The organism is Mycobacterium sp. 94-17 (assembly GCF_035617725.1).
In the GTDB taxonomy this organism is placed as follows: domain Bacteria; phylum Actinomycetota; class Actinomycetes; order Mycobacteriales; family Mycobacteriaceae; genus Mycobacterium.
Map to the genome: position 1 here is coordinate 1 of NZ_JAPIYN010000015.1, position 24,707 is coordinate 24,707.

A 24,707-nucleotide genomic window follows, 5' to 3' on the forward strand; every position below is an offset into this window, starting at 1 on the left:
GTGGCGGACGTAGTCATGGCTAGCGCGTGCCGGGGTGCCGGGCAGCATCGGAAAGATCGGCTGGGTGCGGTTGAGCGCCTGGATCTGGGTTTTCTCGTCTACGCACAGCACCAAGGCCCGTTCGGGTGGATTGAGATAGAGGCCCACGACGTCACGGACCTTGGCCACGAACAACGGATCTTTGGACAGCTTCCAGGAATCCTGTTTATGCGGAGCCAGTCCGAACGCACGCCACACCCGCGACACCATGGACTGGCTCAACCCCAAATGAGACGCCATCGAGCGCGTCGACCAGTGCGTGGCATCCGGCGGGGTGGTCTCCAAAGTTGCGGCGATCAACGCCTCGATCCGGTCATCGCCGACGACTCGTGGTCGACCCGGACGGGGTTCATCGACCAACCCGTCCAGGCGTCGCTCAGCGAACCGATTACGCCAACGTCGCACCGTGGTGATCGACATTTCCAACCGGTCGGCAAGCTCGGTGTTCGAGCCACCATCAGCGGCTGCCAACACAATTCGCGCCCGCATCGCCAATCCAGCCGCACTCGTGCGGCGCCGCGCCCACCCCTCCAACTCGGCCCGCTCGTCAGCGGTCAACACAATCTCGGCGGCATGAGGCGTCGGCACAACCCAGTTTAACAACTACATTGCAATTAATGACTCAGGACACTAGAGGGTCAGAATGTCGCTTTGAGCGACGGCAGCACCAGCGCCGCCACACCGCGCGCGGTGGCCTTGAGCATGTCGTAGAAGTCGAAGTAATCCCGCCACAACGTGATTCGCCCGTCATTCACCTCGAACACGCCGCAAACCCAGAATTGCAGCCGCAGCGGGCCGAAGATCAGCGCGTCACTGCGTTCGGTGAGCACCGCGCCGCCGTCGGCCGCGATGCGATGGATTTTCACCTCGAAGGCGGCGCGGCCGTCCATCTGGCGGAACAGCTTCATCGCCCTGGCCCGGCCGTGGATGGTGGGCAGGCCGACGTTCTCGTAGACCAGATCGTCGGCCAGCGCGGCGTCGGCGGCCTCGTAATCCGCGTCCTGCAGGGCGTTCAAAAATCCCTCAACGGTGCGGACATTGTCACCGGTTGTCGTCTGAGTCAGCTCAGTCATGGTTGCCAGCGTATTCGAGTGCGGCTGTGGCAGGGTAGTTCGGATGCGTGTCGCCGTGGTCGCCGGGCCGGACCCCGGGCATTCGTTCCCGGCTATCGCGCTGTGCCAACGCTTTTCCGAAGCCGGTGACGAGCCCACGCTGTTCACCGGCGCCGAATGGCTCGACACCGCCCGCGGCGCCGGCATCGACGCCGTCGAGCTCGACGGGCTCAAAGCCACCGACGACGACGTCGACGCCGGGGCCAGGATCCACCGGCGCGCCGCGCGGATGGCCGTGCTCAACGTGCCCGCGCTGCGCGAGCTGGCGCCCGACCTGGTGGTCAGCGACGTCATCACCGCCGGCGGCGGGATGGCCGCCGAACTGCTGGGCATCCCGTGGATCGAACTCAACCCGCATCCGCTGTACCTGCCGTCGAAGGGACTGCCGCCGATAGGCAGCGGGCTGGCACCGGGCATCGGCATCCGGGGCCGGCTGCGCGATGCGGTCATGCGCGCGCTGACGGGGCGCTCCGTGCGCGCGGGCCTGCGGCAGCGCGCGGTCTCGCGCGTCGAGATCGGGCTGCCGGCGCGTGACCCCGGGCCGCTGCGGCGGCTGATCGCGACGCTGCCCGCGCTGGAAGTGCCGCGCCCCGACTGGCCCGCCGAGGCCGTCGTCGTCGGCCCGTTGCACTTCGAGCCGACCGATCGGATCCTGCAGGTCCCGGCCGGTTGCGGGCCGGTGGTGGTCGTTGCGCCGTCGACCGCGGTGATCGGGACCGAGGGCCTCGCCGAGGTCGCGCTGGGATGCCTGACGCCGGGCAAGACCGTCCCGGCGGGCTCGCGCCTGCTGGTGTCGCGGCTGGACGGACCGGAGCTGACGGTGCCCCCGTGGGCGACGGTCGGGCTGGGCCGCCAGGACGAGCTGCTGGCGCACGCCGACCTGGTGGTCTGCGGCGGCGGCCACGGCATGGTGGCCAAGACGCTGCTGGCCGGTCTACCGCTGGTGGTGGTGCCCGGCGGCGGCGACCAATGGGAGATCGCCAACCGGGTGCTGCGCCAGGGCAGCGCCCGGCTGATCCGGCCGCTGAGCGCTGACGCGCTGGTGGCCGCGGTCAACGAGGTGCTGTCGTCGCCGCGCTGCCGGGCGGCGGCGCAGACGGCGGCGGCGGGCATCGCCGACGTCGCCGATCCGGTCCGGGTGTGCCGCGACGCCCTCGCGGCGGCGCGATGATCCGCCCCGCCGCCCCGGCCGACTTATGCTTCGGCGGGAGGCATCCGATGCGAATCATCACTACAATCGCCGCCGGCGCGGTGCTGGCGGGCGCGCTGGCCGGCGCCGCCGTCGCGCACGCCGACAGTCCCGAGGAACAGCGGGCCTGCCAGTTGATGGACGATCCGGCCGCCGCCGAACAGGGATTCGCCCCTGCCGAATACGCCTTCATGCAGTTGCGCGCCACCATGTCGGCCCAACGCGCGCGCGACGTGATGTCCATTGCGGTGCAGGAGGACTGCCCCAACCACATCATCGACCTGCCGGCCAGCTGGAGGTAGCGGCCAGGTGTCCGACGGTTGCGGGCTGGGTATGTTGACTGGCGTGCGGCTAACGGAGTTTCACGAGCGGGTCGTCCTGCGCTTCGGGACCACCTACGGTTCGTCGGTCCTGGCGGATCACGTGCTGACCGGCTTCGGCGGACGCACGGCCGACCAGGCGATCGAGGCGGGAATCGAGCCGCGCGACGTCTGGCGGGCGTTGTGCGTGGACTTCGACGTACCCCGGGACCAGTGGTGATCGCGCCGTCGCCCACCCGCATGCCGGCTTTACGGCCGCGTCCGGCGCAACCCGCAGTCACCGCATAGCGAGCCCCCGGGCAGGCGGTAGAACAGGCAGCAGCTGCGACGCCGGAAGGCCAGCTGCGGGCCGCGGAGGACGCCGGATCCGGCCATCACGCCGGTGTCCAACAGCGACCGGGTCATGTGCCCGATCGCCGGCCGCAGCTCGGGCCGCGCCGAAAGCAGGGCCCGCGCGGACCCGACCAGCGCGGAGGCGATGTTGCCCGCGAGCAGGGCGGGCGCCAGCCTGACCGGCAGGCCGGCGCCGAGCGGCCGCAGGTGTTCGGTCACCACGATGCGATACAGCGCCTCGGGCGCGGGGGAGGTGACGGGTTCCCCGACGGGGTCGGGCAGCCGCAGCTGCGCGCCGTCGTCGGCGCGTTGCAGGTCGTCGAGGTCGGGCAGGACGCCGTGACCGATTGCGCACGCCAGCACCGGTGACCACAGCCGGGCGGCGTGGCCGAGGTGGACCAGAGAGGCGCCGATCCGCAGGTCGTCGGTGCGGTAACGCCGGACGGTGGCATCGATCAGGTCGGCGCAGCCGCTGGCGTAGTCGCGGGTGACGGGGTGCCATCCGGCGGTGTCGCTGCCGACGGTCAGCGCGAAGAAACCCCCGTAGGACGCGATTTCGGACAACTCCGCGGAAATGTCCATGCGTTTTCTGGGCCGGCCTTTCGCAATGGTGCCCGCGCGGCGTGTCGAAACCGGATCGAACACCTGTTCGGCTACTGTGGTCAACGTTCGGCAGTCAACTTGTCGGTGGCCCTCTCTAGTGTCACCGACAACCGACCGATACCGGTCAGACGAACACCGACTATAGGAGAGACACCATGGCGCAAGCCCCCGACCGCGAGAAGGCTCTCGAACTGGCGATGGCCCAGATCGAAAAGAGTTACGGCAAAGGCTCAGTGATGCGTCTCGGCGACGAGACGCGCCAGCCGATCTCGATCATCCCCACCGGATCCATCGCACTGGACGTGGCCTTGGGCATCGGCGGGCTGCCCCGCGGCCGGGTTGTGGAGATCTACGGCCCGGAATCCTCGGGTAAGACCACCGTCGCCCTGCACGCGGTGGCCAATGCCCAGGCCGCCGGCGGCGTCGCCGCCTTCATCGACGCCGAGCACGCCCTGGACCCGGAGTACGCCAAGAAGCTCGGCGTGGACACCGATTCCCTGCTGGTCAGCCAGCCCGACACGGGGGAGCAGGCCCTCGAGATCGCCGACATGCTGATCCGCTCCGGCGCCCTGGACATTCTGGTCATCGACTCGGTGGCCGCGCTGGTGCCGCGCGCCGAGCTCGAAGGTGAGATGGGCGACAGCCACGTCGGGCTGCAGGCCCGGCTGATGAGCCAGGCCTTGCGGAAAATGACTGGCGCGCTGAACAATTCGGGCACCACCGCGATTTTCATCAACCAGCTGCGCGAGAAGATCGGGGTGATGTTCGGCAGCCCCGAAACCACCACCGGTGGAAAGGCTTTGAAGTTCTACGCGTCGGTGCGCATGGACGTGCGCCGGATCGAGACGCTCAAGGACGGCACCAACGCGGTCGGTAACCGCACCCGGGTCAAGATCGTCAAGAACAAGGTGGCGCCGCCCTTCAAGCAGGCCGAGTTCGACATCCTCTACGGCCAGGGCATCAGCCGGGAAGGCTCGCTGATCGACATGGGTGTGGAGCAGGGCTTCATCCGCAAGTCCGGTTCCTGGTTCACCTATGAGGGCGAGCAGCTCGGCCAGGGCAAGGAGAACGCCCGCACCTTCTTGATGGAAAACGACGAAGTCGCCAACGAGATCGAGAAGAAGATCAAGGAAAAGCTCGGTATTGGCGCGGTCGTGACCGATGACTTGTCCGATGACGGCGTCCTGCCCGCCCCCGTCGACTTCTGAGCCCTCCCGCGAAGAGCAGGCGCGGGCGCTGTGCCTGCGCCTGCTCACCGCGAGAGCGCGCACTCGTGCCGAACTCCACGGCCGGCTGGCCAAGCGCGGGTATCCCGACGACGTCAGTGAGCGGGTGCTCGACCGGTTGGCCTCCGTCGGTCTGATCGACGACGCCGACTTCGCCGCGCAGTGGGTGCAGTCCCGACGGGCGAACGCCGGGAAAAGCAAGCGTGCCCTGTCCGCCGAGCTGCACACCATGGGCATCGACGACGACGTGGTCACCTCGACGCTGGCCGGGATCAGCGCCGGCGCCGAACGGCACAAGGCGGAGCAGTTGGTGCGGTCCAGGCTCAGACGTGAGCGCCTCGACGGCGACAACGCGCGGGTGGCCCGTCGGCTGGTCGGGATGTTGGCGCGACGCGGCTACGACCAGAACTTGGCGTGCGAGGTGGTATTCGGCGAGCTGGCCTGCGAGCGGGAGCGCCGCCGGGTCTAGGCCCATGACGTGCGGTTTCTCGTGCGCCGACCGGTCGCCGTACCATGGCCCCGTGACTTCATCGGTGGCGCGCGAGGACGTGGCGGACGACGCCGCGTCCGCGCGCACCTACCAGGTCCGCACCTATGGCTGCCAGATGAACGTCCACGATTCGGAGCGGTTGGCGGGCCTGCTGGAGGCGGCCGGATACCGGCGGGCCGCCGAGAGTTCGGATTTCGGCGACGCCGACGTGGTGGTGTTCAACACCTGCGCCGTCCGGGAGAACGCCGACAACAAGCTGTACGGCAACCTCAGCCACCTCGCGCCGCGCAAGCGCGGCAACCCCGCGATGCAGATCGCCGTCGGCGGCTGCCTGGCCCAGAAAGACCGGGAGGCGTTGCTGAGCAAGGCGCCCTGGGTCGACGTCGTCTTCGGCACCCACAACATCGGGTCGCTGCCCACGCTGCTGGAACGGGCCCGGCATAACAGGGTCGCCCAGGTGGAAATCGCCGAGGCGCTGCAGGAGTTCCCGTCGTCGCTGCCCAGCGCGCGCGAATCCGCTTATGCCGCTTGGGTTTCCGTGTCGGTTGGGTGCAACAACAGCTGCACGTTCTGCATCGTCCCCGCGCTGCGGGGCAAAGAGGTCGACCGCAGTCCCGACGACATCCTGGCCGAGGTCGCCTCGCTGGTCGACGACGGCGTGCTCGAGGTGACGCTGCTGGGCCAGAACGTCAACGCCTACGGGGTGTCCTTCGCCGACCCGGGCCTACCCCGCGACCGCGGCGCCTTCGCCCGCCTGCTGCGCGCCTGCGGCGACATCGACGGGCTGGAGCGGGTGCGGTTCACCTCGCCGCACCCTGCCGAGTTCACCGACGACGTCATCGAGGCCATGGCGCAGACGCCGAACGTCTGCCCGGCCCTGCACATGCCGCTGCAGTCCGGATCCGACCCGGTGCTGCGCGCGATGCGACGGTCCTACCGCGCCGAGCGCTACCTCGGCATCATCGACCGCGTCCGGGCCGCCATGCCGCACGCCGCCATCACCACCGACCTGATCGTCGGATTCCCCGGCGAGACCGAAGAGGACTTCGCGGCGACGCTCGACGTGGTGCGCCGGGCCCGCTTCGCGGCCGCGTTCACCTTCCAGTACTCCAAGCGGCCCGGCACCCCGGCCGCCGAACTCGACGGGCAGATCCCGAAAGCCGTTGTGCAGGAACGCTATGAACGGCTGGTCGAACTGCAGGAATCGATTTCGCTTCAGGGTAACCAGGCCCTGATCGGACAGACCGTCGAACTGCTGGTCGCCACGGGCGAAGGGCGCAAGGACAGCCGCACCGCGCGGATGACCGGGCGCGCCCGCGACGGCCGGTTGGTGCACTTCGCAGTCGACACGCCCGCCGGCACCCGACCCGGGGACATCATCACCACGGTGGTCACCGCGGCCGCGCCTCACCACCTCATCGCCGACGCGGGCGTCGTCACGCATCGCCGTACCCGGGCGGGTGATGCGCATGCCGCCGGGCAGCGCCCGCGCGGCATCGGCCTCGGCATGCCCGCCGTCGGGCCGCCCACCGGCCCGCCCGAACCCCTTGGATGTGCGCTGTGACAAACGAGATGAACAACGACGACACACAGCTCGGTGCCCTGCGGACCGAGATCGAGGCCGCCGAGCGCCGGGTGGCGCGCGGAATCGACCCCGGCCCGCGGGCCTTCTTCGTGTCGATCCTGGTGTTCGTGCTGCTGGGATCGTTCATCCTGCCGCACACCGGTGACGTGCGCGGCTGGGACGTGCTGTTCGGTAGCCACGGCGCCGGTGCGGCCGCGGTCGGGCTGCCGTCACGGGTGTTCGGCTGGCTGGCGCTGGTGTTCGGCGTGGGCTTCTCGATGCTGGCGCTGGTGACGCGACGCTGGGCGCTGGCCTGGGTTGCGTTGGCGGGCACGGCGATTGCGGGCGCCGCGGGCCTGCTGGCGATCTGGTCGCGTCAGACGGTGGCCGCGGGACACCCCGGGCCGGGCTGGGGCCTGATCGTCGCCTGGCTCACCGTGCTGGTGCTCACCTACCACTGGGCGCGCGTGGTCTGGTCGCGCACCATCGTGCAACTCGCCGCCGAGGAGCAGCGGCGCCGCGTCGCGGCGGCGCAGCAGTCAATCGGCCTGCTCGACGGCCTGGACGGTCCCGGCCCCACCACGGGGTCCGACGGCGGCTAGGGCTTGCGGGTCAGGGCCTCGACCGCCGCCTGAGCCCACTGCCGCCACTGCTCGGCGTTGGCGGTGGCCTCTTCGGCTTCCTTGGTCCGCCCCGCGGCCGCGGCCTTCTGGGCCTGCTGTTCGTACTGCTCGGCGCGCGCCGCGAACTGCTCGGCCCGGGCCTGCGCCTGGGGGTCGGACCAACCCACGTCACCGGCTTCGCGCACCTTCTTCTCGACCGAGCGCAGTCGCCGTTCCAGGTCCGCGGACCGCTCGCGCGGGACTTTGCCGATCGCGTCCCACTTCTCGGTGATGGTGCGCAGCGCCGCGCGGGCCGCGTCGTGGTTGCTGGTGTCAAGCCTCTCCGCCTCGGTCAGCAGCGCCTCCTTGGCGGTCGCATTGGCGCGGAACTCGGCGTCCTTTTCGGCCGTCACGGCGTTGCGCGCGGTGAAGAACACGTCCTGGGCCGCCTTGAAACGCCGCCACAGGGCGTCGTCGACCTCACGGGTCGCCCTGCCGGCCGCCTTCCACTCGGTCAGCAGCTTGCGGAACTCGGCGCTGGTCGCGGTCCAGTCCGTCGAGTCGGACAGCGCTTCGGCCCGCTCGCACAGGCGTTCCTTGGCCTGACGAATCCCCGAACGCTCCCGGTCCAGCTCGGCGAAGTGCGCTCCGCGCCGCCTGTTGAAGGCCTCGCGGGCAGCGGAATAGCGCTTCCACAACGCGTCGTCGACTTTGCGGTCCACCCCGCTGACGGTCTTCCACTCGTCGAGGATCTCGCGGAGCCGGTCGCCCGCGGCCTTCCACTGCGTCGAGTCGGCGGCCAGTTCCTCGGCCTCCGCGGCCAGCGCCTCCTTGCGGGCGGTCTGGGTGGCCCGATACTCCTCACGCCGGGAGCGCTCCGCGGCGACGGCCGCCTCGGCGTGCTCGGCCACGGTGGTCAGCCGGGCCGCCAGCGAATCGATATCGCCCAGCACGGCCGCCGTCGGCAACGTCTCAGCCAGCTCGGACGCATGAACCTTGATCTTGCGCGCGTCGGCCGTCCCGGACGCCAGGCGCTCCTCCATCAGGGTGACCTCGGTGGCCAGGTCGTCGAAGCGCCGCCCGAAGTGGGCGAACGCCGCCTCCCGATCGCCGGCCTGCCAGGAGCCGACGATGCGCTCCCCGGCGGAGCTGATCAGCCACACCGTGCCGTCCTCTTCCACGCGCCCGAATCGGTGCGGATCGCTGCGCGGCGGCATCGCCAGCGGGTGAACGGTGGTAGGGCGCGGCGTCGGCCGGGGACCGGGACGCGGTCCCGGGCGCGGCGCGGGCCGAGCTGAATCGTCGCGAGGCTCGTCAGCCGTCATGCGCTCGTCACTACCCTTTCACAACCCTTTCGCACGGTCCGTGGCCGCGCGCCTGCCGCGCGTAGCGGCACCGTCTGCTGCGTCTGCTGAGAACCCGGGGCCGGGTCTCCCAACAGCCGCTCAACAGTATTCAAGCAGCTTGCTCCGGCACGCGCCGCCACCTTGCCATTCGGTGCGCCCGCCGTCGTTTGCCAGCCCGCGGCCCGGGCGCCGTTTCACCGGGCACCTGTGTCGTTTTCACAGAGTTATCCCACGCGTTACATAGGTTGATGACGTACTTAGTTGAATGGTTGCCTGCGGCGCGGTCACCAGCGTGTGAAACGTCATGAATTTGTAGTTGAACTGAACGCAAATCGTGCGTGTATTTGCTCGCGTGTCGGGGAAAGCTGGGTCGGACGGTCACGCGGTGGAAGGGTCGAGAATGTCGAAAGTTGATGTCGCAGCATTGCTTGCCTTATGCGCGGCGTTGGCATCGGCCGTCGGCGACGTGATCCGGCAGCGCTCCGCGCAGGAGATCACCGACAAGCAGGTCGGTCACCTGGAGCTGTTCCGCATGTCGCTCCGGGACACCCGGTGGTGGCTGGGCGGGCTGGCCGCGATCACCAACTACAGCCTGCAGGCGGCAGCGCTGGCGTGGGGTTCGGTCGTGTTGGTCACCGCCCTGCAGGTGGCGGCGCTGCTGTTTGCCCTGCCCATCTACGCGCGGCTGGCGCACCACCGGGTGAAGCCGCGGGAATGGATGTGGGCGCTCACTTTGGCCGCCGCGCTGGCCGTGGTCATCATCGTCGGCGACCCGGCGCCCGGTGAGCAGCGCGCGCCGCTGCAGACCTGGATCATCGTCGCCGTCGTCATGGTGCCGCTGCTGGTCGCCTGCGTGGTGGCCGCGCGACTGCGCGCCGGCAGCCCGTTCTCCGCCGTGCTGCTCGCGGTGGTGGCGGGGTCCTCGCTGGCGCTGTTCGCGGTGCTCACCAAGGGTGTCGTCCAGATGTCCGAGAACGGCCTGCTGCGGGTGCTCACGTCGCCGGAGTTCGTGCCCTGGCTGCTGGTGGCCCTCGCCGGGATGATCTTCCAGCAATCGGCCTTCCGCGCCGGCGCGCTGACCGCGTCGTTGCCGACGATGACGGTGGCCAAGCCGGTGGTCGCCGGCCTGCTCGGGGTGCTGGTGCTGGGCGAGACGCTGAACGCCGGCGGTGTCCGGGCGTTCGTGCTGGCCGGCGCGGTCGCGGTGGTCATCGTCGCGACGATCGCGCTGGCCCGCGGCGAAGCGGCCACCATCGACCGGGCCGACCAGGAGGCCGATGGTGTCCTGCGGGAAGCAGCGGCCCCAGGGTTTGCCGAGGACGACGGCGTCGGCCCCTTCAGTGACCGCCTGGTGGTGGCGGACAGCTTCCGCCGCTGACGCCGGCACACACCGAACTGATGCCGGGCCGCGGGTGCGGTCACGTTACTTTGGTGGCGTGCTGAGCGCGATTGCGATCGTCCCGTCGGCGCCGGTCCTGGTTCCCGAGCTCGCCGGGGCGGCGGCCGCCGAGGTGGCCGACCTGGCCGCGGCCACGCTAGCCGCGGCCGCGCTGCTGCCCGACCGCTGGGTGGCGATCGGGACGGGCCCCGAGGACGACGTGCTGGACTCCGACGCGGTGGGCACCTTCGCGGGTTTCGGTGTGGACGTGCGCGTGCGGCTGTCGCCGCAGCCCGGCGAGGACACCGCGCCGCCGGTGGCGTTTCCGGTGTGCGCCTTGCTGGCCGGCTGGGTGCGCGGCCAGGCGCAGCCGCACGCCGGCGCGCAGGTCCGCGTCTACTGCGCCGACCACGACGACGACATCGCAGTGCGCCGCGGCAAAGACCTGCGCGCCGAGCTCGACCGGCTGCCCGAGCCGGTCGGGGTGCTGGTCGTGGCCGACGGCGCGAACACGCTGACACCTGCGGCCCCCGGTGGATACGACCCAGGCAATGCGGACGCCCAAGATGCCTTGGACGACGCGCTGGCCAGCGGCGATATCGCCGCGCTGCGCCGCCTGCCGCGCCAGATCCTGGGGCGGGTCGCCTTTCAGGTGCTGGCCGGGCTGGCCGAGCCCGGACCCCGATCGGCCAAGGAGCTGTACCGCGGAGCGCCCTACGGCGTGGGCTACTTCGCCGGCGCCTGGCAGTTGTGACGGCCGCCGTGCGCCCCCTGGCGATAATCGGACCCACCGGCACCGGTAAGTCGCAGCTGGCCCTCGAGGTCGTGGAGCGGGTGCAACGGCTCGGTGTGGGCGCCGAGATCGTCAACGCCGACGCGATGCAGCTCTACCGCGGCATGGACATCGGCACCGCCAAGCTGCCCGTCGACGCCCGCCGCGGCATCGCCCATCACCAGCTCGACGTCCTCGACATCACCGAGACCGCGACGGTCGCCCGCTATCAGGGCGCGGCCGCCGCCGACGTCGAAGCGATCGCGGCCCGCGGCGCGCTGCCGATCATCGTGGGCGGCTCGATGCTCTACATCCAGTCGCTGCTCGACGACTGGTCGTTTCCCGCCACCGATCCCGCGGTGCGCGCGCGGTGGGAGCGGCGGCTCGCCGACATCGGGGTCGGCGCGCTGCACGCCGAGCTGGCCCGTCGCGATCCCGCCGCCGCCACGTCCATCCTGCCCACCGACGCCCGGCGCACGGTGCGGGCGCTGGAGGTGATCGAGCTGACCGGTGCGCCGTTCGCCGCCTCCGCACCGCAGATCGGCGTCCCCAGGTGGGACACCGTCATCATCGGGTTGGACTGCGACACAACGCTTCTCGATGAGCGGCTGGCCCGTCGCACCGATGCCATGTTCGACCAGGGCCTGGTCGGTGAGGTGGTCGCGCTGGTGGGCAAGGGCTTGCGCGACGGGGTTACCGCGGCGCGCGCGCTGGGCTACGCCCAGGTGCTGGCGGCGCTGGATGAGGGCGGTCCGGCGGGCCCGAGCGCCGATCGATTGCGGGACGCGCGGGAGCAGACCTTCGTCGGCACCCGTCGCTACGTCCGGCGCCAGCGGTCCTGGTTCCGCCGCGATCACCGCGTGCGGTGGCTCGATGTCGGCGCGGCCACCCCGGCCGAGCGCGCCGACATCGTCGCCGCCGCCGTGCGGGCGTGGCGCCACGTATCCTGAAGCAGGTGAATCACGCCGACGACGATGATGCCGGCGTAGCCGGGATCGGAGGAGTGGCGCGATGATCTTCGCGAAAGGCCACGGCACCGAGAACGACTTCGTGGTGCTGTCCGACCCGCAGGCCGACCTGAGCCTGACCGCGTCGCGAGTGGCCGCGCTGTGCGACCGGCGCCGCGGGCTGGGCGCCGACGGGGTGCTGCGCGTCACCACCGCCGGTGCGGCGGTGTCGGCGGGCGTGCTCGACCGGGTGCCCGACGGAGTGGGCCCCGATGACTGGTACATGGACTACCGCAACGCCGACGGGTCCGTCGCCCAGATGTGCGGCAACGGCGTACGGGTCTTCGCGCACTACCTGCGCGCCAGCGGCATGGAAACCCGCGACGAATTCGTGGTCGGGTCGCTGGCCGGCCCACGGCCGGTCGCGGTGCATCGCATCGATGGCTGCGGCGCGGACATCAGCGTCGACATGGGCAAAGCCAACACCCTCGGCCCGGGCGACGCGATCGTGGGCGGCAGGCGGTTCTCGGGCCTGGCGGTCGACGTGGGCAATCCCCACCTGGCCTGCGTGGACCCGCGGCTGACGGCCGAGGCGCTGGCGGCGCTGGACGTGGCGGCTCCGGTGAGCTTCGATCCCGCCCAATTCCCGGACGGGGTCAATGTCGAGGTCCTCACCGCCCCGGCGGATGGGGCGGTGCACATGCGGGTGCACGAGCGGGGTGTGGGAGAAACACGCTCGTGCGGCACCGGAACGGTCGCGGCCGCGGTCGCCGCGCTGGCCGGGGCGGGGGAGGCGACAGGCACCTTGACCGTTCGCGTGCCCGGCGGCGCGGTCGTCGTCACCATCACCGCCGCCACCAGCTTTCTGCGCGGACCGTCCGTCCTGGTGGCCCACGGCGAACTCAGCGCGGAATGGTGGCGCGAGCAGCAGCAGCGTTAAATCAGGTGCGCGACGTCGTTTTCGCGTGCATCATCGTGTATTGCCTATGACAGAACCTGAAATTCGTGACCATGCTCCGGGAATCGCGGAGCCCAGCACGGGCGAACTCGCCTTGGAAGATCGGTCGGCGCTGCGCCGCGTCGCCGGCCTGTCGACCGAACTCACCGACGTCTCCGAAGTCGAATACCGCCAGCTCCGGCTCGAGCGGGTGGTGCTGGTGGGCGTGTGGACCGATGGCACCGCCGCGGACAGCGAGGCCAGCATGGCCGAGCTCGCCGCCCTGGCCGAAACCGCCGGCTCCGAGGTGCTCGAAGGGCTGATCCAGCGCCGCGACAAGCCCGACCCGTCGACGTATATCGGGTCGGGGAAGGCCGCCGAACTGCGCGAGGTGGTCGTGGCGACGGGCGCCGACACCGTCATCTGCGACGGCGAGCTGTCCCCGGCGCAGCTGACCGCGCTGGAAAAAGCGGTGAAGGTCAAGGTCATCGACCGCACGGCGTTGATCCTCGACATCTTCGCCCAGCACGCCACCAGCCGGGAGGGCAAGGCGCAGGTCGCGCTGGCCCAGATGGAATACATGCTGCCGCGGCTGCGCGGCTGGGGTGAGTCGATGTCGCGGCAGGCCGGTGGCCGTGCCGGCGGCAGCGGGGGAGGCGTGGGCCTGCGCGGTCCCGGTGAGACCAAGATCGAGACCGACCGGCGGCGCATCCGCGAACGCATGGCCAAGCTGCGCCGCGAGATCAAGGACATGAAGCAGGTCCGCGACACCCAGCGCAGCCGGCGGGTGCACAGCGACCTGCCCTCGATCGCCATCGTCGGGTACACCAACGCCGGCAAGTCGAGCCTGCTCAACGCGCTGACCGGGGCGGGGGTGCTGGTTCAGGACGCGTTGTTCGCCACCCTGGAGCCCACCACCCGGCGCGCCGAGTTCGAGGACGGTCGGCCCTTCGTGATCACCGACACCGTCGGGTTCGTCCGGCACCTGCCTACCCAGCTGGTCGAGGCCTTCCGCTCCACGCTGGAAGAGGTCGTCGACGCCGACCTGTTGGTGCACGTCGTCGACGGCTCCGACGTCAACCCGCTGGCGCAGATCAACGCGGTCCGTCAGGTGGTCTCCGAGGTGTTCGCCGACTACGGCGGCGAGGCGCCGCAGGAGCTGCTGGTGGTGAACAAGGTCGACGCTGCGAGCGACCTGGCGCTGGCCAAGCTCCGTCACGCGCTGCCGGGTGCCGTGTTCGTCTCCGCGCGCACCGGCGACGGGATCGACGCCCTGCGCCGCCGGATCGCCAAGCTCGCCGTCCCGGCCGACACCGCCGTGGACGTGGTGATCCCGTACCACCGCGGCGACCTGGTGGCCCGCCTGCACGCCGACGGGCGCATCCAGCACCAGGAGCACAACGCCGAGGGCACCCGCATCAAGGCGCGGGTGCCGATGGCCCTGGCGGGCCGGCTGCGCGAGTTCTCGGCGCACTGAGGGCCGTGAGCATTCCGTAACGGACGGATCCGCGCAGCTTGGGGCAGCCCATTCGCCTGGGGGCGACGCCGCAACACCCCGGCGTGCGCCGACCAACCGTCCGGTTGGTATATCTTGGGCTGCAGAAATCCCGAGCGCCGGAGGTCTTACATGAGCAGCGCCGTCAAATACCAGCGCACTCTTTTCGAGTCAGAGCACGACCTGTTCCGTGAGTCTTACCGGGGCTTCCTCGAGCGCCACGTGGCGCCGTACCACGAGGAGTGGGAGAAGGCGAAGATCGTCGACCGCGGGGTGTGGCTCGAGGCCGGCAAGCAAGGCTTCCTCGGCATGGCGGTGCCCGAGGAGTACGGCGGCGGCGGCAACGGCGACTTCCGGTACAACACGATCATCACCGAGGAGACCACCTTCGGCCGCTACAGCGGCATCGGCTTCGGCCTGCACAACGACATCGTGGCGCCCTACCTGCTGGCCCTGGCCACCGAGGAGCAGAAGCAACGCTGGCTGCCGAAATTCTGCACCGGAGAGCTGATTACGGCGATCGCGATGACCGAGCCCGGAACCGGCAGCGACCTGCAGGGCATCAAGACCCGCGCGGTCAAGCAGGGCGACCACTACGTGCTCAACGGCTCAAAGACCTTCATCACCAACGGAATCAACTCCGACCTGGTGCTCGTGGTCGCACAGACCAACCCGGACAAGGGGTCCCAGGGCTTCTCGCTGCTCGCCGTCGAGCGCGGCATGGAGGGCTTCGAGCGCGGACGCCACCTGGACAAGATCGGGCTCGACGCCCAAGACACGGCCGAGCTGTCGTTCACCGATGTGCACGTGCCGGCCGAAAACCTGCTGGGCGAGGAAGGCATGGGGTTCATCTACCTCATGCAGAACCTGCCGCAGGAACGCATCTCGATCGCCATCATGGCCGCCGCGGCCATGGAGCAGGTGCTCGAGCAGACGCTGCAGTACACCAAGGAGCGCAAGGCATTTGGGAAGCCGATCGGCAGCTTCCAGAACAGCCGCTTCGTGCTCGCCGAGCTGGCGACCGAGACGACCGTGGTGCGCATGATGGTCGACGAATTCGTCCGACTGCACCTGGATCACCAGCTGACGGCCGAGCAGGCCGCGATGGCCAAGTGGTACAGCACCGAAAAGCAGGTGCACCTGATCGATCGGTGCCTGCAGTTGCACGGCGGCTATGGCTACATGCGTGAATATCCCGTTGCCCGTGCCTATCTGGATGCCCGGGTGCAAACCATCTACGGCGGCACGACCGAGATCATGAAGGAAATCATCGGGCGCAGCCTCGGCGTTTAGCTCTTCGTTTGCTGGATAGCGGTTCGGCATTTGCCCGCCGCCGGGTCCGGCACGCGACCAACCTGCAATGGGGTAGCGGGTGCGTTTCGGCGTGGTTGCCCGGTGTGTGTCCGTCGTCGTTCTGTGCGGTGTTCGCAACGCGGTGCGAACGCGTGCCGCGGCGGGGTCGCGATTCGGCCATGGGCCGGCATCATTTCGACATCGGTGTGGTATCCGTTTTTATAAAATTCGTAATTTGACTTCGCATATCTTGTTGGCTGGAGCAAAGTTGTGCGAGCCCGAAGAAAGGCTGATCGTGCTCGGGTCCATTTCCCGCGCGAGCAAGTGAGCCGCAGACAGAGCCGTATCCGCCGGCTGGGAGGCTTGGTGAAGGTGCAGAGAGGTCACATGCGCAGGCTGATCGGAAGCGCGCTGGTCAGTTTGACGACCACGGCACTGACCGCGGTATTGCTGGCCCCCACCGCGGTAGCGAGTCCGATAGGCGACGCCGAGGCGGCGATCATGGCCGCGTGGGACAAGGCCGGCGGCGACACCTCACCACTGGGCGCCCGTAAAGGCGACGTCTACCCCGTCGGGGATGGTTTCGCCCTGGACTTCGACGGCGGCAAGATGTTCTTCACCCCGGCCACCGGGGCCAAATTCGCCTACGGCCCCATCCTGGACAAGTACGAGTCGCTGGGCGGTCCGGCGGGCAGCGATCTGGGCTTCCCGGCCATCAACGAGGTGCCGGGTCTCTCCGGTCCGGACAGCCGGGTGGTCACCTTCTCGGCCAGCGACAAGCCGGTGATTTTCTGGACGCCCGAGCACGGCGCTTTCGTGGTGCGCGGCGCGATGAACACCGCGTGGGACAAGCTGGGCAGCTCGGGCGGGGTTCTCGGGGTGCCGGTCGGCGACGAGACCTACAACGGCGAGGTGTCCTCGCAGAAGTTCAGCGGCGGCCAGGTCTCCTGGAACCGGCAGGCCAAGCAGTTCACCACCGAACCGCCGGGGCTGGCCGACCAGCTGAAGGGCCTGCAGGTGGCGGTCGATCCCACCGCGGCGATCAACACCGCGTGGCGCGCGGCGGGCGGACCGGCGGGGCCGCTGGGTGCCAAGCAGGGCGGCCAGTATCCCGTCGGCGGCGACGGTATCGCCCAGAACTTCGCCGGCGGCAAGGTGTTCTTCACCCCGGCCACCGGCGCGAACGCCCTCGAGAGCGACATCCTGGCCAAATACGAGTCGCTGGGCGGACCGGCCGGCAGCGACCTGGGATTGCCTACCACTAACGAAACCGACGGCGGCATAGGGCCTGCCAGCCGGATCGCCACCTTCTCGGCCGCCGACAAACCGGTGATCTTCTGGACGTCCGACCACGGCGCCTTCGTGGTACGCGGAGCGATGAGGGCCGCATGGGACAAGCTGCGCGCTCCGGCCGGCAAGCTCGGTGCGCCCGTCGGCGACCAGGCCGTGAGCGGCGACGTGGTCTCGCAGCAGTTCACCGGCGGCAAGGTCTCGTGGAACCGGGCGAAGAACACGTTCAGCACCGAGCCGGCCAACCTGGCGCCGCTGCTGTCCGGCCTGCAGGTGTCGGGCCAGAACCAGCCGAGCAATTCGGCCCTGCCCGCGCATGCCAAGAAGTTCGCCTGGCACTGGTGGTGGCTGATGGTCGCCATTCCGGTGCTGGCGCTGCTCGTGCTGCTGGTGTGGCTGTCCGCGGGGCGGCGGCGCCGGCCCGCGCACGAGGACGCCCTGGGCGTTGCGCCCGACGGCGAAAGCCCCGGCTACGACGCCGACGAGCAATGGGGACGCGACGATTCCGACCCCGAGTCGTTCGCGCTCGGCGCGCCGCTGCAGCAGGAACCGGAACCGAACGCCGGCCGGGTCAGCTGGCAACGTCAGGTCCCCGCCGAAAGCGACTACGCGTTCGAGGGGCTCGAGGCAGAGGACCCCGATGCCGTCGACACCGACTCGATCCCCGTCGTCTCCGAGGACATGCTGGCAGAGACCGACTACTCCGACGCCGGAGCCGACTACACCGACTACACCGACGACGTTCCCGAGGTCGCCGAGCCCGAGACTGTCGACGACGCCGCCGACGCCGACGCCGACGACCTCGACGTCGGCTACGCCGACGAGGCGTATCCGGCAGAGGAGCTTCCGGCAGACGAGGCGTACCCGGCGGACGAGCTTCCCGCAGACGAGCTTCCCGACGTCGCCGTTGCCCACACCCCGCCGGACGGCGAACCTCTGGCCGGCGCGCCGGAAACCGCTGCGCCTCAAGAGGACACAGCCGAGGACACAGCCGAGGACACCGCTGCGTTGGAGGCCGTCGTCGCCGATGCCGCCGCGGTCGGGACTACGGCGCGAAGCGGACGGCATGCCGCCGCGGACACCGAGGACGGTTCGGAGAATGGCCTGGCAGGACCGGACGGGCGACCGACGATCCACCTGCCGCTCGATGACCCGTACCAGGCGCCCGACGGATACCCGATCAAGGCGAGCGCTCGGTACGGCCTGTACTACCTGCCGGGCAGCGACCTTTATCAGGACACGCTCGCCGAAATCTGGTTGTCGAGCGAAGAAGTCGCGTTGGCCAACGGCTTCACCAGAGCCGACTGACTCGGGCTTGTCGCGTCAGACCTTGCGGATGACTGTGACGACCTTGCCCAGCACGCTCGCATCGTTGCCGGGGATGGGGTCGAACGCGGGGTTGTGCGGCATCAGCCACACCTGGCCACCGGCGCGTTTGAACGTCTTGACGGTGGCCTCGCCGTCGAGCATCGCGGCGACGATGTCGCCGTTGTCGGCGACGTTCTGCTGACGGACCACCACCCAGTCGCCGTCACAGATCGCGGCCTCGACCATCGAGTCACCGACCACCTTGAGCAGGAAGAGCGTGCCTTCGCCGACCAGTTCGCGCGGCAGGGGAAAGACGTCTTCGACGGCCTCTTCGGCGAGGATGGGTCCGCCGGCCGCGATGCGCCCGAGCACCGGGACGAACGTGGGTTCCGGCAGGGCGTCCGAGCCGGCCACCTCGGTGCCGGGCGCCGCCACGTCGTCGTCGGCCCCGCGGACGTCGACCGCTCGTGGCCGGTTTGGGTCGCGGCGCAGGTAGCCCTTGCGCTCCAGGGTGCGCAGCTGATGCGCCACCGACGACGTCGAGGTCAGACCCACGGCGTCGCCGATCTCCCGGATGCTCGGCGGGTAGCCGCGGCTGGTGACCGAGGCGCGGATGACATTCAAAATGGTGCGCTGCCGCTCGGTCAGCGAGGAGTCCACGGAGTGCAGCCGACCCCCGGGGCCGGCCGATGAAGTGTCGTTGCTGTCGCCCATGGCACTGAATGTAGCCGCACCGCGTGCAAGAATCAAACATGTGTTCGAGTGGCGTGTCGCGCCGTGGGTGCGGCCGCGGAAACGGCCGAAAGCCAGGTGAATCACAAGTGTGTAACTCTTGGCGAGATCGGGTATCCAGGCGTGGTGACAGTGCTAAGAGCCGACGAACTTGTCGGTGGTGTGATCTAGCGTTTTGCCCGTGCGACACGCTTCGCTCAAATGTTCGGGTTTCGAACATACAAGCGACTAAAATCGAACACACGAGCGAGAGCTAGTTGACCGGAGGAACGAAGATGACAGTCATCCACACGCCCGCGCCGCGTACCAGCAGTCTTCGGCGCCCGCTCAAGGGACCCGCCCAGGGTGCCCGCTACGGCCACGACGGCCTGGGCCGCGCTCGCCGGCCCGCGCCGTCGCGGCCGACCGGAGCGGCGATGCGCTACCACGGCGCCGGGGTGGCGATGTCGGTGGCTCCGCACCGCAGGCGTGCCGCCACGTGGGCGTCGACCATCGGGCTGGCGCTGGCAGCGGGGGCGATCACGCTGTGGCTGGGTCTGGTCGCGAACGTCGGGCAGGTGCTCAACGGAGGCTCCACCACCGCGGCGGCCCACATCCCGGACCGGCTCGCCGTCGTCCGCGTCGACGCGGGGGAGTCGCTGCAGGACTTCGCGCACCGGGTGGCGCCCGACGCCCCGACCACTCAGGTCGCCGACCGCATCCGCGAACTCAACGATCTGCACTCGCCCGATCTGCTGGCGGGCCAGGCCCTGATCGCTCCGGTCGGCTGAACACCCCGGCCGCTCCGGTGACGGTGCCGATCCGCGCGCAGGTACGCTCAGAGTCCTGCGGTACCTTGTCGGCGCGATGAAGGAGCGGTCATGCACTGTCCGTTCTGCCGCCACCCCGACTCTCGGGTGATCGACTCCCGCGAAACCGATGAAGGCCAGGCCATCCGGCGTCGCCGATCCTGTCCCGAGTGCGGACGACGCTTCACCACCGTGGAGACGGCGGTCCTGGCGGTGGTCAAGCGCAGCGGCGTCACCGAGCCGTTCAGCAGGGACAAGGTGATCAGCGGCGTCCGCCGGGCCTGCCAGGGGCGCCAGGTCGATGACGACGCACTGAACCTGCTGGCCCAGCAGGTCGAAGACACCGTGCGCGCCACGGCTTCGCCGGAGATCCCCAGCCACGAGGTCGGCCTGGCCATTCTGGGGCCGCTACGCGATCTCGACGAGGTGGCGTACCTGCGATTCGCCTCCGTGTATCGGTCATTCGAGTCCGCCGACGATTTCGAACGCGAGATCCAGGCGCTGCGCGATCACCGCAACGTGGCCACCCCCGGCTGACGGACCGGTTTCATGTCCCCTGACTTGCATCCCGACATTGCGGCACTGGCCCCGCTCCTGGGCGCCTGGTCCGGCCGGGGTGCAGGCAAGTACCCGACGATCGAGCCCTTCGACTACCTCGAGGAAGTCGCGTTCGCCCATGTCGGCAAACCGTTCCTGGCCTACTCGCAAAAAACCAAGGCGGTAGCCGATGGCAGGCCGCTGCACGCCGAGATCGGATACCTGCGCGTGCCCCAACCGGGTCACGTCGAACTGGTTCTGGCGCATCCCACCGGGGTCACTGAAATCGACGTCGGCAGCTATTCGGTCACCGGTGACCTCATCGAGATGCAGCTGTCCGCCACGGTGATCGGTCGGACACCCAGCGCCAAAGAGGTGACGGCGCTCGGTCGTTCGATTCGCATCGACGGCGACGAGTTCTCCTACACGGTGCAGATGGGGGCGGTGGGGCAACCGCTGCAGGACCACCTCGCCGCCGTACTGCACCGGCAGCGCTGAACGCTCAGCCGCCGGCTACGCCGTCGTCAATCAAGTTGTCGCACACCGTCATTGACGACCTGTCCGGCCACCGCCACCCAACCCTGGGCACTCCACGTGGTGTCGATGACGGAGCCCTTGCCCTGGGTGATCCGCAGGCTCCGGCTCAGGTGCTCGGTGATCCGCATCGCCGCCGATCCGGTGGCCTCGTCCTCGGCCACACCGAGGTTTGCCGCGAACATGCGCACCCGCAGCGAGCCTGCCGACCGGTCGGTCCAGGCCCACAGGTAGTGCGCGGTGTCGTCGGGATAGTCGGCCGGATCGGCAATCAAAACCTCTTCGGCCGAAGCGAATTCGTGTAAGGCGAAATCCGGCGCCCATTCCGCGCGGGCGCTGATACCGGCGCGATCGTCGTCGTAATTCACCTGCACGATCCCGGCCGGCACCCGCAGGGTGTTGATCGGCGAGCCGTTCTCGCGCAGCCACCATGCCGCGCCGACGGTGGGGTGGCCGGCGAACGCCAATTCGGTTCGGGGCGTGTAGATGGTGGCGTGCGCGGTGGTGGCGCCGGGCGACGGGGCTTCGACGAAAACCGTTTCGCTTTAGCCCAATTGGGTCGCCAGCCGCTGTCGGTCGGCAACCTCGACCTGGCCGGCGTCCACCACGCCCAGCGGGTTACCGAAATCCCCGGCCGGATTGGTGAACACCCGCAGCACCGTCACGACGATCGCCATAACCCGACTGTACGGGGCGGGATCCGGACGAGGTGATCATGTGGCGCTGCGCTCGTCAGAGCCCATGGCGTTGAGCACCGCGACGCGGGTGGGGGCGGGGCCCGAGACGGCCTGTTCGCCGCCGCCGGTGCGGAGCAGCGCGCGAAGGCTGGCCTGGTCATATTCGGCGGCGCCGGTGGAATCGATGAAACGTTCGACGACGTCGATGAAGCGGGCCGGGTCGTCGTGGAAGGGGAAGTGCCCGGAGCCTTCGAAGATTTCGAGCCGGGAGCCCGGCATCGCGGCGTGTGCCATCCACGCGTGGCGGACCGGGACCACCACATCCTTTGTGCCCCAAACGATCTGCACCGGGATGGCTTCGGTCAGATAACATCGGTCGAGCATGGTGACGATCTGCCCGCGCCAATCCACCACCGCCCGCAGCGTGCGGCTGAACGCCGCGGAGGCCGTCGGTTCGGGTAGGTCGTCGAGGATGCGCAGCACATTGGGCAGATCACGGCCCAGCCCGCTGCTGCCCAGCGCCATGCCCAGCACGCGTCCCATGATCTGAACCGCCGGCAGCACCAGCGGCAACCGCAGCAGTGCGATCGCCTCGCTGCCTATCGGCAGCGACGCCCAGCGCAGGACGAAGTTGACGTCCTTTGTCACGCCGCCGGCGCCGACCAGGATCAGCCGCTCCACCAAATGCGGGAATTGGTAGGCGAATTGCATTGCCACGCCGCCACCGAGAGAGTGACCGATGATGGTGACCCGCTCGATGTCGAGGACGCTGAGCAGGTCGCGCATGCCGTTCGCGTATGCCGCGATCGAGTAGTCGGCGCGCGGCTTGTCGGATTGCCCGTGCCCGAGCAGATCCGGGGCGATCACCGTGAAACGCTGGGCGAGCTTGGCCTGCACGGTATTCCACGTGGTGGAGTTGTCGCCGATGCCATGGATCAGCAGAATCGCCGGCCCGGAACCGGCGATGCGGTAGGCGCGCCGGTAGCCATGGATGGTGCGGAACTCGAGTCGGGGTGCGGTCACTTCACGCACCGGGCGGAGCGTGCTCTTGCGCTTCCGCTCCGTCATGTCGCCAACCTCGGTGTCGGGCCTGGCCAACCGAGGTGTGGTCAGGACGTCGTGCTGAGTGGGTCAGGCCTTGTCATCGTCGTCGAACTTCTTCTCTGCCTGCTGGGCCAGAAATCGCTCGAACTCTGCGCCCAGCTCGTCGCCGCTCGGCAGGTCCTCGTCGCGAGTCAGTAACGATCTGTTCTCCTGAGCGTCGATGAAGGCATCGTACTGGCGCTCGAGCGCGGCCACCACTTGAGCGACTTCCGCGCTCGCCTCCACCTGCTCGTCGATCTTGGCCCGGATCACCTCGGCCGCCTCGACCAACGCCGTCAGCGGCAGCTCGAGCGACGCGGTCTTGGCGACCTGTTCGAGCAACGCCTGGGCGGCGGCCGGGTAATCGGTCTGGGTGAGGTAGTGGGGGACGTGCACGGTGTAGCCGACGACCTCCTGGCCGTGCTGTCCCATCCGGTATTCCAGCAAGTTGGACGCGCTGCCCGGAACCTGGATCTCGGCGATCCACGGCTGGAAGTTGGCGATCAACTCCGGGTTGTTCGAGTGTGCGGTCATGGTGGTCGGCCGAGTGTGCGGCACCGCCATCGGGACCGTGCCCAGGCCGATGGTCTGGCGCACGCCCAGGCGCTCGGCCAAGAGCCGCACCGCGGTGATGAAGCGCTCCCACTTGAGATCCGGTTCCATGCCGGCCAGCAACAAAAACGGCGTGCCGATCGTGTCGCGCATGGCGTACAGGCTCAGCTCGGGATCCTCGTAGTGGGTGAAGTGGTCGGTCTTGAACGTCATCAGAGGCCGCCGCGAGCGATAGTCCAGCAATTCGTCGATCGCGAAGGAAGCGACCAGCTCGGTGTCCAGCACCGCCTTCAGGTGCGCGGCCGCCAGCTTGATCGCATGGCCGGCATCGGAAAAGCCCTCCAGGGCGTGCACCAGCACGGGACCGCGGCCGTCGGACGTCGACAACTGCGGTGCCGGCAACTCGAGCTCGTACATGCCGGCCTGCCCGGGCTGGTACTGGTCATCCGGGTCTTGGCGGTGAGCCATCTCCGATCGCCTCCTCTCCAGGGTGTGTCCAGGGTGCCTTACCCAGTGTCCCCCGAATCACGCGGCACCAACATCTGTCAGCGAACTTCGTGTCCACGCTGTTAGCGCATACGCCACAATTCTGTCGCGTAATCCACCGGCGAAAGCCGGGGATGCGCCGGCCGGCCGGGGGCGCACCGCGAAGCGCGGAACTCGGCTCGCCGCCCACCGGTCAGGCATGATTGAGGCGATGCGCATTCGGATGGTGATGCTCTGCTCGGTGGTGGGGGTGGCGACGTCGTTGTCGGCGTGTCACCGCCCCGCCGAGCATGCGTCGCCTCCCTCGGTGTCCGCCCCGCGCGTCGGCGGCCCGGTGCAGCGCCTCAGCCAGCCCGAGCAGAAGGCCGTCGCGGGTCCGGTCGAGCCGGATCGGCGGATCGGGGCGATTTTCATCGACGGCGGCCCGCTGCACGTGTGCACCGGTTCGGTGGTGCATTCCAAGGGCGGCAACCTGATCATGACCGCCGCGCACTGCCTGGCCGGGGCTTCGCTGATCACCTTCGTTCCCGGTTTCGTCGGCGACGCCGCGCCTGGTCCCGCCGATGTCTGGAAGGCCGACACGGTCTACCTCGACCCGCGGTGGACGGCCGACAAGGACCCGCACGCCGACTACGCGATCGCCCGGGTCAGCAACGACGCCGGCGCGCCCGTCGAGTCCCGGGCCGGCCTGGCGCTGACGCTCGGTGTGACGCCTCCGCCGGGCAGCCGCGTCACCGTGCTGGGGTACCCGGCCGGAGTCGGTGGCTCACCCATCGGGTGTCAGGCCAGCACGTCGGTCACCGACACCGGCTTTCCCGCGCTGGCGTGCGAGGGGCTGGTGGACGGCACCAGCGGTGCGCCCTGGGTCAGCGGCACCTCGCTCATCGGGGTGATCGGTGGCCTCGAGCGGGGCGGCTGCGCCGCGAACATGTCCTACTCGGCGCCGTTCGACGGGCACACCGCGGAGCTGCTGGCCCGCGCCGAGTCAGGCGGGCCCGGCGATCCGGTCCCGAACGACCTGCAAGACGCCTGCCAGTGACGATCGCGAGCGCGGCGGAGCCGGGCGCGGCGGGT

The 24,707-nt window shown here is 69.4% G+C and carries 25 protein-coding genes and 1 pseudogene; 18 read left to right on the forward strand and 8 right to left on the reverse strand.

The window, feature by feature from the left end; all coding sequences use genetic code 11:
* Window positions 1–627, reverse strand: a 627-nt coding sequence (locus tag OQ789_RS17315; protein WP_324687268.1) for an IS630 family transposase, incomplete at its 3' end; no start/stop codon positions are given.
* 50 nt (window positions 628–677) lie between these two features.
* A complete protein-coding gene (locus OQ789_RS17320) occupies window positions 678–1,112 on the reverse strand; it encodes a limonene-1,2-epoxide hydrolase family protein (protein ID WP_324687270.1) in 435 nt (144 codons plus the stop codon).
* A gap of 43 nt (window positions 1,113–1,155) precedes the next feature.
* Between OQ789_RS17320 and OQ789_RS17325 the strand changes: the two genes are divergently transcribed.
* Genes OQ789_RS17325 through OQ789_RS17335 form a run of 3 tightly spaced genes read left to right on the forward strand, consistent with a single transcriptional unit; the run spans window position 1,156 to window position 2,880 of the window.
* A complete protein-coding gene (locus OQ789_RS17325) occupies window positions 1,156–2,322 on the forward strand; it encodes a glycosyltransferase (protein ID WP_324687271.1) in 1,167 nt (388 codons plus the stop codon).
* 47 nt (window positions 2,323–2,369) lie between these two features.
* Complete coding sequence (locus tag OQ789_RS17330) at window positions 2,370–2,642, forward strand: hypothetical protein (protein WP_324687272.1); 273 nt, start codon at window positions 2,370–2,372, stop codon at window positions 2,640–2,642.
* A 43-nt stretch (window positions 2,643–2,685) separates the two neighbouring features.
* The gene (locus OQ789_RS17335) at window positions 2,686–2,880 is read left to right on the forward strand and encodes a DUF3046 domain-containing protein (protein ID WP_420716140.1); all 195 of its coding nucleotides are present in this window, start codon (window positions 2,686–2,688) and stop codon (window positions 2,878–2,880) included.
* A gap of 29 nt (window positions 2,881–2,909) precedes the next feature.
* Here the strand turns inward: OQ789_RS17335 and OQ789_RS17340 are convergent, their stop codons facing one another.
* On the reverse strand, window positions 2,910–3,575 hold the full coding sequence (locus OQ789_RS17340; protein WP_324687275.1) for a (2Fe-2S)-binding protein: 666 nt from the start codon (window positions 3,573–3,575) through the stop codon (window positions 2,910–2,912).
* A 176-nt stretch (window positions 3,576–3,751) separates the two neighbouring features.
* Between OQ789_RS17340 and recA the strand changes: the two genes are divergently transcribed.
* From recA to OQ789_RS17360, 4 genes are read left to right on the forward strand one after another with little or no spacing between them, the layout of a single operon-like run.
* Window positions 3,752–4,804, forward strand: coding sequence for a recombinase RecA (gene recA, locus OQ789_RS17345; protein WP_324687276.1), 1,053 nt, complete (start codon window positions 3,752–3,754; stop codon window positions 4,802–4,804).
* Entirely contained in the window at window positions 4,770–5,291 is a 522-nt protein-coding gene (gene recX / locus OQ789_RS17350; RefSeq protein WP_324687278.1) for a recombination regulator RecX, read from the forward strand. Before recA ends, recX begins: the two co-directional genes overlap by 35 nt.
* 52 nt (window positions 5,292–5,343) lie before the next feature.
* Window positions 5,344–6,876 carry a tRNA (N6-isopentenyl adenosine(37)-C2)-methylthiotransferase MiaB gene (gene miaB, locus OQ789_RS17355; RefSeq protein WP_324687279.1) on the forward strand — a complete coding sequence of 511 codons (1,533 nt, stop codon included), beginning with the start codon at window positions 5,344–5,346 and terminating at the stop codon, window positions 6,874–6,876.
* Window positions 6,877–6,884: 8 nt separating this feature from the next.
* The gene (locus OQ789_RS17360) at window positions 6,885–7,478 is read left to right on the forward strand and encodes a hypothetical protein (protein WP_324687430.1); all 594 of its coding nucleotides are present in this window, start codon (window positions 6,885–6,887) and stop codon (window positions 7,476–7,478) included.
* Here the strand turns inward: OQ789_RS17360 and OQ789_RS17365 are convergent.
* Window positions 7,475–8,803 (reverse strand): DUF349 domain-containing protein, encoded by a 1,329-nt coding sequence (locus OQ789_RS17365; protein WP_324687280.1) that lies wholly within the window; start codon window positions 8,801–8,803, stop codon window positions 7,475–7,477. The genes OQ789_RS17360 and OQ789_RS17365 overlap by 4 nt on opposite strands.
* Window positions 8,804–9,224: 421 nt before the next feature.
* Here OQ789_RS17365 and OQ789_RS17370 point away from each other — a divergent pair, with 421 nt between their 5' ends.
* The 7 genes from OQ789_RS17370 to OQ789_RS17400 all read left to right on the forward strand — a co-directional run bounded on the left by OQ789_RS17370 (window position 9,225) and on the right by OQ789_RS17400 (window position 18,244).
* On the forward strand, window positions 9,225–10,202 hold the full coding sequence (locus OQ789_RS17370) for a DMT family transporter (protein ID WP_324687281.1): 978 nt from the start codon (window positions 9,225–9,227) through the stop codon (window positions 10,200–10,202).
* A 58-nt stretch (window positions 10,203–10,260) separates the two neighbouring features.
* Window positions 10,261–10,956 (forward strand): hypothetical protein, encoded by a 696-nt coding sequence (locus OQ789_RS17375; protein ID WP_324687282.1) that lies wholly within the window; start codon window positions 10,261–10,263, stop codon window positions 10,954–10,956.
* A gap of 8 nt (window positions 10,957–10,964) precedes the next feature.
* Complete coding sequence (miaA, locus tag OQ789_RS17380) at window positions 10,965–11,924, forward strand: tRNA (adenosine(37)-N6)-dimethylallyltransferase MiaA (RefSeq protein WP_324687432.1); 960 nt, start codon at window positions 10,965–10,967, stop codon at window positions 11,922–11,924.
* 61 nt (window positions 11,925–11,985) lie between these two features.
* Window positions 11,986–12,861, forward strand: coding sequence for a diaminopimelate epimerase (gene dapF, locus OQ789_RS17385; RefSeq protein ID WP_324687283.1), 876 nt, complete (start codon window positions 11,986–11,988; stop codon window positions 12,859–12,861).
* 46 nt (window positions 12,862–12,907) lie between these two features.
* Complete coding sequence (hflX, locus tag OQ789_RS17390; RefSeq protein WP_324687285.1) at window positions 12,908–14,335, forward strand: GTPase HflX; 1,428 nt, start codon at window positions 12,908–12,910, stop codon at window positions 14,333–14,335.
* Between the two features lie 150 nt (window positions 14,336–14,485).
* Complete coding sequence (locus OQ789_RS17395) at window positions 14,486–15,646, forward strand: acyl-CoA dehydrogenase family protein (protein WP_324687286.1); 1,161 nt, start codon at window positions 14,486–14,488, stop codon at window positions 15,644–15,646.
* A 387-nt stretch (window positions 15,647–16,033) separates the two neighbouring features.
* On the forward strand, window positions 16,034–18,244 hold the full coding sequence (locus OQ789_RS17400; protein ID WP_324687288.1) for a hypothetical protein: 2,211 nt from the start codon (window positions 16,034–16,036) through the stop codon (window positions 18,242–18,244).
* 15 nt (window positions 18,245–18,259) lie between these two features.
* Here the strand turns inward: OQ789_RS17400 and lexA are convergent, their stop codons facing one another.
* The gene (gene lexA / locus OQ789_RS17405) at window positions 18,260–18,958 is read right to left on the reverse strand and encodes a transcriptional repressor LexA (protein ID WP_324687290.1); all 699 of its coding nucleotides are present in this window, start codon (window positions 18,956–18,958) and stop codon (window positions 18,260–18,262) included.
* A 293-nt stretch (window positions 18,959–19,251) separates the two neighbouring features.
* On the opposite strand from lexA, the gene OQ789_RS17410 reads away from it, so the two are divergent.
* The 3 genes from OQ789_RS17410 (at window position 19,252) to OQ789_RS17420 (ending at window position 20,799) form a co-directional block, all read left to right on the forward strand.
* Window positions 19,252–19,746: a hypothetical protein gene (locus tag OQ789_RS17410; protein ID WP_324687291.1), complete on the forward strand. Its 495-nt coding sequence runs from the start codon at window positions 19,252–19,254 to the stop codon at window positions 19,744–19,746.
* 90 nt (window positions 19,747–19,836) lie between these two features.
* Window positions 19,837–20,301 carry a transcriptional regulator NrdR gene (gene nrdR, locus OQ789_RS17415; RefSeq protein ID WP_324687292.1) on the forward strand — a complete coding sequence of 155 codons (465 nt, stop codon included), beginning with the start codon at window positions 19,837–19,839 and terminating at the stop codon, window positions 20,299–20,301.
* 12 nt (window positions 20,302–20,313) lie between these two features.
* The gene (locus OQ789_RS17420; RefSeq protein ID WP_324687293.1) at window positions 20,314–20,799 is read left to right on the forward strand and encodes a peroxynitrite isomerase; all 486 of its coding nucleotides are present in this window, start codon (window positions 20,314–20,316) and stop codon (window positions 20,797–20,799) included.
* A gap of 26 nt (window positions 20,800–20,825) precedes the next feature.
* On the opposite strand, the pseudogene OQ789_RS17425 reads toward OQ789_RS17420, so the two are convergent.
* From OQ789_RS17425 to OQ789_RS17435, 3 genes and pseudogenes are all read right to left on the reverse strand, one after another.
* Window positions 20,826–21,512, reverse strand: a pseudogene (locus OQ789_RS17425) (PhzF family phenazine biosynthesis protein).
* A 36-nt stretch (window positions 21,513–21,548) separates the two neighbouring features.
* Entirely contained in the window at window positions 21,549–22,580 is a 1,032-nt protein-coding gene (locus OQ789_RS17430; protein ID WP_324687294.1) for an alpha/beta hydrolase, read from the reverse strand.
* Between the two features lie 63 nt (window positions 22,581–22,643).
* On the reverse strand, window positions 22,644–23,615 hold the full coding sequence (locus OQ789_RS17435) for a PAC2 family protein (protein ID WP_324687296.1): 972 nt from the start codon (window positions 23,613–23,615) through the stop codon (window positions 22,644–22,646).
* A gap of 217 nt (window positions 23,616–23,832) precedes the next feature.
* On the opposite strand from OQ789_RS17435, the gene OQ789_RS17440 reads away from it, so the two are divergent.
* Window positions 23,833–24,672, forward strand: coding sequence for a serine protease (locus OQ789_RS17440; protein ID WP_324687297.1), 840 nt, complete (start codon window positions 23,833–23,835; stop codon window positions 24,670–24,672).
* The last annotated feature ends 35 nt before the right edge of the window (window positions 24,673–24,707 follow it).

Bases quoted from the DNA above. Each gene is read 5' to 3' on its own strand.
- dapF (WP_324687283.1), top strand. From the start codon at position 11,986: ATGATCTTCGCGAAAGGCCACGGCACCGAGAACGACTTCGTGGTGCTG.
- OQ789_RS17340 (WP_324687275.1), bottom strand. From the start codon at position 3,575: ATGGACATTTCCGCGGAGTTGTCCGAAATCGCGTCCTACGGGGGTTTC.
- OQ789_RS17430 (WP_324687294.1), bottom strand. From the start codon at position 22,580: ATGACGGAGCGGAAGCGCAAGAGCACGCTCCGCCCGGTGCGTGAAGTG.
- OQ789_RS17325 (WP_324687271.1), top strand. From the start codon at position 1,156: ATGCGTGTCGCCGTGGTCGCCGGGCCGGACCCCGGGCATTCGTTCCCG.
- OQ789_RS17330 (WP_324687272.1), top strand. From the start codon at position 2,370: ATGCGAATCATCACTACAATCGCCGCCGGCGCGGTGCTGGCGGGCGCG.
- OQ789_RS17440 (WP_324687297.1), top strand. From the start codon at position 23,833: ATGATTGAGGCGATGCGCATTCGGATGGTGATGCTCTGCTCGGTGGTG.
- OQ789_RS17395 (WP_324687286.1), top strand. From the start codon at position 14,486: ATGAGCAGCGCCGTCAAATACCAGCGCACTCTTTTCGAGTCAGAGCAC.
- OQ789_RS17370 (WP_324687281.1), top strand. From the start codon at position 9,225: ATGTCGAAAGTTGATGTCGCAGCATTGCTTGCCTTATGCGCGGCGTTG.
- lexA (WP_324687290.1), bottom strand. From the start codon at position 18,958: ATGGGCGACAGCAACGACACTTCATCGGCCGGCCCCGGGGGTCGGCTG.
- recX (WP_324687278.1), top strand. From the start codon at position 4,770: ATGACGGCGTCCTGCCCGCCCCCGTCGACTTCTGAGCCCTCCCGCGAA.
- OQ789_RS17320 (WP_324687270.1), bottom strand. From the start codon at position 1,112: ATGACTGAGCTGACTCAGACGACAACCGGTGACAATGTCCGCACCGTT.
- hflX (WP_324687285.1), top strand. From the start codon at position 12,908: ATGACAGAACCTGAAATTCGTGACCATGCTCCGGGAATCGCGGAGCCC.
- OQ789_RS17420 (WP_324687293.1), top strand. From the start codon at position 20,314: ATGTCCCCTGACTTGCATCCCGACATTGCGGCACTGGCCCCGCTCCTG.
- OQ789_RS17365 (WP_324687280.1), bottom strand. From the start codon at position 8,803: ATGACGGCTGACGAGCCTCGCGACGATTCAGCTCGGCCCGCGCCGCGC.
- recA (WP_324687276.1), top strand. From the start codon at position 3,752: ATGGCGCAAGCCCCCGACCGCGAGAAGGCTCTCGAACTGGCGATGGCC.
- OQ789_RS17410 (WP_324687291.1), top strand. From the start codon at position 19,252: ATGACAGTCATCCACACGCCCGCGCCGCGTACCAGCAGTCTTCGGCGC.
- OQ789_RS17435 (WP_324687296.1), bottom strand. From the start codon at position 23,615: ATGGCTCACCGCCAAGACCCGGATGACCAGTACCAGCCCGGGCAGGCC.
- OQ789_RS17400 (WP_324687288.1), top strand. From the start codon at position 16,034: ATGCGCAGGCTGATCGGAAGCGCGCTGGTCAGTTTGACGACCACGGCA.
- nrdR (WP_324687292.1), top strand. From the start codon at position 19,837: ATGCACTGTCCGTTCTGCCGCCACCCCGACTCTCGGGTGATCGACTCC.
- OQ789_RS17360 (WP_324687430.1), top strand. From the start codon at position 6,885: ATGAACAACGACGACACACAGCTCGGTGCCCTGCGGACCGAGATCGAG.